Below are 7,067 nucleotides of genomic sequence, written 5' to 3' on the forward strand. Positions count from 1 at the left end.
TCGAATGGGGGCTACGACAAATCGGACCTCCTCGCGGAGGTCCTTACCCATCGACTCTCTGATGAATGTCTCGTGATAAGACCTTTCTAATGTTTAACCCATGGTGCTATTATCAGGCACACACATTATATTATATATATAGGGGTATTTATCTTCGTAGAGTCTCTTGTGTGTATGGGTTACAAATTAGAATAGTCTTACTGAGTTGCATCCACCGGATAGTCTATAAGTAATGACCTCCCACGAGGGGGAGGTCATTCACGATAAGACCTTTCTAATGCTTAACCCATGGTGCTATTATCAGGCACACACATTATATATATAGGAGTATTCATCTTCGTTCACCCTCTATTGTGAAATATCTAAGAGTTCCTAAGTGCTAAACTATTAAATTGCAATGTGGAGTTTTAAAATACCAAATTAGTATTAATTTCCTTTAGAATTATTTGGTGAATCAATATGTCACCTACATTTGTTGAGCAAGATACTAAGTACCTAGAGTCGTCATATATGTGTTGCGATGACTTGATAATGAAAGGAATGCTTAGCTACTAGCAAAAAACGAGTATTACTAATGTGCTGAGCAATCAGTGCGAATTTTTAACTATTTTATCAAAAACTATGAAACAGATTAACTACCTGGCCGCTTTGGCGGTAACGTTGCTGATCGGGATGTTAACATCCTGTGCGCCTAAGGATGATGGACCAGAAGAGGCAACTTTGTCACTCTCTGCTACTTCTGTCACTATTCCTAATGCTGGTGGCGAAGCCCAAGCTATCACTGTAACCACTAATCAAGTTAAGTGGAATGCTATTTCCAATGCTGATTGGATCAAGACCACCGTTTCTGGTAATAGCCTACAGATCGTGGCTATGCCTAATGAGGCTGGAAAGGACCGTGCCGCTCAAGTACTGGTAGTAGCTGGTTCAACTAGCGAAAAGGTAGAGGTAATACAAACTGCTGCTGACATTTCTTTGGAAGTTTCTCCTGAGACCATCGTTGTGCCTAATTCAGGTGCAAGCAAGCTGATCAGCGTGAAGAGCAATTCTGGTGCGTGGACACTAGATATTGATGAGGCTGCTCAGGCTTGGATCAAGCAGAATGTATTCAATGATATGATTGAGCTGGAGATCGCTGCTAATGATGGCGAACCTCGTGAGGCTAAGCTCTATGCTAAGAGTGGCACCTTGCAAAAGGAGATCACCGTACAGCAGGCAGGTAAGGGTGCAGGGTTCCATACTCCACTCCTCACTAATAGCTACCCAACTCAGTATCAATTGCTTTCATATGAAAAAGAGCAAGGATCCTTCCTTATGAGCTACTCAGCACCAAGTGCAGGATTGCCAAGTTGGGGTATTCCACCAAGTGGTGCTATGTACGAATTTGTTACAAGTTGTGAATTCTTGCCTACCTTAACCTATATCTTCAATTACGAAGGCTCTTATCTTGAGACGATTCAATATGTTAGTACTTTGAGTTTTGAGAAGTTCAAAGAAACTGGGTACATTGAGTTCGTAGAGAAAGATCTAGGCTATACTCTTGACAAGTCTGGTGAAATCTATAAGGGCACGAAGGAAGTAACTGATCCAAAGGGCAATGTACTTAAGTACAAGTTGCTTATAGGTGAAGCAAAGGGCAAGGCAGCTGTCGTATTCCAAATGCCAACACCTCCAGATCCAGAGCAACCAAAGGCTTATCCTACTTACGGCGAAGTGCCTCTTGATAATATGTTAGTTCATGTTGCTACCCCAACAAAGGTGGGTTGGAAGATTGATGATGTTAAAAAATATGAGGCAGAAAATAATGGCACTCTAGAGGCCGAGAAAAAAGATCCAAAAGACAATATTAAATATGCTAGCTTTAATGTTAAGTCAACTCTTCCATTGATGCATCAGTATTGGTTTGTAAGTTCAGAGGACAAGGGTCGTGATAGCCAGATAGGTCAACTGGATGCCCTCGGTCAATTGGATGCTGACTTCAATCGTGTATTCTGGAAGGAGGAAACGAAGGGAAGTTATTACCTAACTAAGGAATTCAAAGAATTGATGGAGAAGAATGGCTACGAATTCGTTGCTTTCCAAACTCCTTATCATTGGTTCCAAAAGGATGACAGAGTAGTTGGGGTAAGCGTACAGAACTATAAAGACTTTAACGATGGTAAGGATGTTATCAGAGTTCAGGCTTATGTTGACGCAGAAGCTTCTTCAATGGAGAAGTATCTACTACACAAAGATAGAAGTGCTATGATTTATAGGCATTTCGTTGAAAGACCTATGTAATTTTGTGGTCTGCCTTTAGATTAAAAGGATTCAAGATTACTTGTTAAACTTAGTGCCCCACTTTTTATGGTATGTGAGATTATACAGACCTAAGGAGTGGGGCCTTTAAATAATCAAAATTAAGACTTACAGATGAAAAGATACATTTGGTTGTTATCATCGCTTATTATCCTTTTTGCAGGTTGTAAGAATGATAGAGTGATGCATCAAGAGGATGTTTCTGAACAAGCTACCGAACAAGGCTTAAGGACAGAAGCTTCTGAGAACTTGTTAATTTATGGCAAACCACTTCCAGGGAAAGTGGTCATCAAGGTTTCTAGGGAGTTGCAAGGTGAAATGGAAATCTCTAGGATGGGTGACATTCAAATGAATAACGTCCCCACGCCACTTGGCACCGCATTGAATAGGCTCCAAGCCTCTAAAATGGAGCGTCTATTCCGTGTAGACCCTCGTTTTGAAGAGCGCAAAAAGCGAGAGGGCTTGGACCTCTGGTATGAGGTGACCATAGATAAAGATATGGATATGGTGATGGCACTCCAGACCATGAGTGAAGTGACTGGAGTTGACGTGGTGGAGTACGAGCCTGAGGCCATGATGTTGAGCGATCACACCAATCCTATTTTTGATATGCTAGGATTTAGAGACCGAAGCTCAAAAATGCCATTTAATGATCCACTACTGAGCCAGCAGTGGCACTACAATAATACAGGTAGTATGGGCAGAAGTGTTATGGGTGCTGATATCAACCTTTTCCGCGCTTGGGAGATCACTACAGGAACCCCAAATGTGATTGTCTGCGTAGAGGATGGTGGTGTGGATATCACCCATAAGGATATCAAGGATAATCTCTGGATTAACGAAGCCGAGCTCAATGGAGAAGAGGGCGTTGATGATGATGGCAATGGATACATAGACGACGTTTATGGCTACAACTTTGCTGATAACAAAGGTGGCGCCCCTGTTCCAGATGCTGACTTCCATGGAACTCACGTGGCGGGTACCGTAGCAGCACGCAATAATAATGGTATTGGTGTCTGCGGTGTCGCTGGTGGTGACGGTACGCCAAATTCTGGTGTAAGGATTATGAGTACTGGTGTATTCTCTGGTAAGAGAGGGCAAGGTGGTTTTGCAAAGGCGTTTGTCTATGCTGCTGATAATGGGGCAGTCATCTCCCAGAACTCTTGGGGAAACCAAGCTCCAGGAAGAACTCCAGGCTCCTACCGTGATGCGATAGATTACTTTATCAAGTATGCTGGCTGTGACAATGATGGTAACCAGCTAGCTGACTCTCCAATGAAGGGGGGCGTGGTCATCATTGCTTCTGGAAATAGCAACTCAGAAGAGCGCTATGCTCCAGGTGAATATGGTCCCGCCATTGCAGTCAATGCAATGGGTCCAGATTTTACTAAAGCTGGTTATTCTAACTATGGTACGTGGACAGATATTACTGCCCCTGGTGGTGACCAAAGTAAGTTTGGCACAAAGGGAGGCGTCTTAAGTACGGTCAATGCTGATAATTATGATTGGTACAATGGTACCTCTATGGCGTGTCCTCACGTTTCTGGTGTAGCTGCTCTAGTGGTTTCACACAGAGGAGGCCCTGGCTTTACTGCCGCTCAATTGGAGCAATATCTACTAGCAGGTACTCATGATATTGATATGTATAATCCAGGGTATGAAGGCAAGTTGGGGGCTGGCTATATTGATGCCTACCTAGCACTCACCTTGGAGAATAAGAATAAGGCACCTGAGGCACCAAAGTTCTTGCCTGAAAAGTCTAAGGAGAATGACTTCTTAAGTGCTACTATCTACTGGCAAGTGCCTAAGGATGCTGATGATGGAGCTCCATCGAAGTATGAGCTTTATATCTCTGAGAAACCGCTGGATAAGAGTAATTACACCAAAGGAAGGCGTATTGGCAATCAGTCAGGCTTTGTGAGTGGTATGAATAAAGAGGCGGGTGAAGAGATGAGTTTTGATGTGTTTGGTCTAAAGCACAGCACTACCTATTACTTTGCTATTGTGGCGATAGACCGTTGGGGGTTGAAGAGTGCACCAGCCTTTATGGAGACCAAAACAAAAGTCAATAACCCTCCTGTGATTACCAATGTGCCTAAAGAGCCTATCACGGTATTTGATATCAAAGGTAAGGCTGAATATACACTAATGGTGAATGAGCCTGATGGACAGAAATGGGATGTTGCTTTTGAAGGCGAAACTTCAGGTGTAAGTCTGCGTAAGACTGATGAGGGGATCAAGGTAAGCATACGTCCAGTATTGGCACAGGGTGATTACACCTTTACGGTTGTCGTTACGGATGAATTGGGTACCTCTGGTTCCTTTGAGATTCCATTCCGCGTGATCAATGTGAAGGCTCCTGAACTGATTGAGAAGCTACCTAACACCTTGGTAGGTGTGGAGAATGATCCTCTGACGCTTGATATTAGCAAGGTCTTTAAGCCACAAGAGCTACTAGAATTTAGCTATAAGGTGAGCTCTAGCAATGGCTCTGTAGCCACTGCTGTGGTGGAGGGTTCTAAGCTGACTATCAAGGCGTTCCAGCCAGGTAAAACTACCATCACCATCACGGTATCCAACGGATATTATGAGACCCGTACTAGCTTTGAGGTATCGGTGACTAAGAACTTGGATAACGAAGTGTATGCAGTGTGGCCTCTTCCAATGAAGGAGAAGCTGAACCTATGGGTTAATCCTAAGAGCAATAAGCCAGTGATCACTATCTACACCATGACGGGTGAGAAGGTGATGGATAAGGCATTGCTCGTAGACCACGAAGGAATGTCGAGTGTGAAGGTGAAGAACCTAGCTCCTGGTACCTACAGAATCCGTGTCACTGGCACTGGAAAGAAGCCATTTGAGCAAGTGGTGCAGAAGAGATAACCCCGTTAAGTGGACTTAATTTAGAATTATGAACGTTATGAATACAAAGCCAATCATCGGGGCACTCTTCGCCCTTGCACTATCTATATGTTCGGGAGTCTCAATGCAGGCTCAGCAAAGCCGTGGATTGTCTTTCCTTGAGACCCAAACGGATGCTCGTGCAGCAGCTATGGGAAATGTTACCTTGACTAAAACCGATCGTAACTATCTCTACACCAACCCAGCTTCGATCTTTAATGGAGATACGAAGCTAACCGTCTCGGCCACTGGATTGATGTTCAAGACGCAGGAGAATGAGTTTGTAGAAGGAAAACTAGGCTTCGGTGCAGCATCTGTAGGGTATCGCTTTTTGGATCGCCATGTGATCTATGCTGGTTTTAGATACCAAGGTGGTATGAAGATCAAGGGCAACACTAATGATCAATGGGGTTATAGCAGAAAGAGCTATACTCCATTTGATTGGGCTGTGGATATGGGCTATGCCTTTAAGTTTAATAAGATGTTTGCAGCTTATGCCACAGGTAGCTTTATCCAAAGCTATACTGGACGTGTAGCCTATGCTGGAGCCTTTAGTGTCGGTGCCAACTGTTTGATCCCTATCTCTGCTAAGAGTGATATCAACGTGGGTGCTAGAGTAGCGGACTTTGGTGCACCTATCAACTATGCCAAGAATGAGTCGTATGCTCTGCCAACCAATATGCAGGTGACAGCAGACTATGGTCTTACTATCAGCGAAAACCATAAGCTACGTGCTGTAGTAGGGGGTAAGTATTACTTCCTGCCATATAAAGCACAAGTATTCCAGACCAATGTGGGTGCTGAGTATACGCTCTTCAATATCGCAAGTCTGCGTGCTGGCTATCAATATGGTAGCAAGGAGACGAGCCTTTGGAGTGTAGGTGCTGGTGTAGCTCTTTATGGTGCAAAGCTAGACTTTGGTTACCTTAAGTCGCTGAGTGACTTCGGGGCTGATAGACTGGTCCTCTCCTTGTCATTTGACTATTGATCTAAGAACTCTTTATCGCAACAAGAGCGTATAGGAGATTTCTCTTATACGCTCTTGTCGTCTCTTTTTGGAGGAGGAAGGTTGGTAGTTTGGGAAATATTATGGTACATTTGTGAAGTCCTAATGACACTAATATATTATGAATAGAGGTAGCAAGGCTATCATTGATGTACGGGGTCTTCACAAAACGTATCCAGGCTCTCAGCCGTTGCATGTGCTGAAAGGGGTGGATATGAGCGTCTATGATGGGGAGATGGTGGCATTGATGGGTGCCAGTGGTAGCGGCAAGAGTACGTTACTTAATATCTTAGGGATTCTCGATGAATACGACCAAGGGAGCTATCACCTAGATGGTCAATTGATCCAAAACCTTTCGGAAGAAGCCGCTGCTGAGATGAGGGGCCGTAAGATTGGCTTCGTCTTTCAGAGCTTTAATCTGATCTCGTTTAAGACGGCGGTGGAGAACGTGGCATTGCCCCTCTACTATCAAGGGGTTCCACAACGGGAGCGTATGCAGCTGGCGGAGGAGTATCTTGATCGGGTAGGCCTGCTTCAGTGGAAAGATCACCTGCCTAATGAGCTCTCGGGCGGTCAAAAGCAGAGGGTCTCTATGGCGAGAGCCCTTATCACAAAGCCCTCAATATTGCTGGCCGATGAGCCGACTGGTGCCCTTGATAGTAAGACAACGGTGGAGGTGATGGATCTGCTGAAGGAGATCAATCGAGACCAAGGGCTGACGATGCTGATCGTGACACACGAGCCAGGAGTGGCTGAGGCGTGTGAGCGAACCATACATATTAAGGATGGGCTGATTGTAGGGGAGGACTGAGTGCGATGATTGCTTATCTACAAGAATTAGCCAACTCCCTCCGGAATAATA

Annotated in this window: 4 protein-coding genes; all 4 read left to right on the forward strand. The window is 44.5% G+C overall.

Annotation, left to right across the window (positions count from 1 at the left end):
• Positions 1-621 precede the first annotated feature (621 nt).
• The 4 genes from QVO39_RS06855 to QVO39_RS06870 all read left to right on the forward strand — a co-directional run bounded on the left by QVO39_RS06855 (position 622) and on the right by QVO39_RS06870 (position 7,016).
• Complete coding sequence (locus QVO39_RS06855) at positions 622-2,280, forward strand: BACON domain-containing protein (RefSeq protein ID WP_018029057.1); 1,659 nt, start codon at positions 622-624, stop codon at positions 2,278-2,280.
• Between the two features lie 132 nt (positions 2,281-2,412).
• Positions 2,413-5,181 (forward strand): S8 family serine peptidase, encoded by a 2,769-nt coding sequence (locus QVO39_RS06860; protein ID WP_021903554.1) that lies wholly within the window; start codon positions 2,413-2,415, stop codon positions 5,179-5,181.
• Between the two features lie 37 nt (positions 5,182-5,218).
• Positions 5,219-6,187: a PorV/PorQ family protein gene (locus QVO39_RS06865; protein WP_040576091.1), complete on the forward strand. Its 969-nt coding sequence runs from the start codon at positions 5,219-5,221 to the stop codon at positions 6,185-6,187.
• A 139-nt stretch (positions 6,188-6,326) separates the two neighbouring features.
• Positions 6,327-7,016 (forward strand): ABC transporter ATP-binding protein, encoded by a 690-nt coding sequence (locus QVO39_RS06870; RefSeq protein WP_018029060.1) that lies wholly within the window; start codon positions 6,327-6,329, stop codon positions 7,014-7,016.
• The last annotated feature ends 51 nt before the right edge of the window (positions 7,017-7,067 follow it).

It is taken from the genome of Porphyromonas sp. CAG:1061 (assembly GCF_000435035.1).
Classification (GTDB): domain Bacteria; phylum Bacteroidota; class Bacteroidia; order Bacteroidales; family Porphyromonadaceae; genus Porphyromonas_A; species Porphyromonas_A somerae.

Coding starts and splice junctions, on each gene's coding strand:
- QVO39_RS06870 (WP_018029060.1), top strand. CDS start 6,327: ATGAATAGAGGTAGCAAGGCTATCATTGATGTACGGGGTCTTCACAAA.
- QVO39_RS06860 (WP_021903554.1), top strand. CDS start 2,413: ATGAAAAGATACATTTGGTTGTTATCATCGCTTATTATCCTTTTTGCA.
- QVO39_RS06865 (WP_040576091.1), top strand. CDS start 5,219: ATGAATACAAAGCCAATCATCGGGGCACTCTTCGCCCTTGCACTATCT.
- QVO39_RS06855 (WP_018029057.1), top strand. CDS start 622: ATGAAACAGATTAACTACCTGGCCGCTTTGGCGGTAACGTTGCTGATC.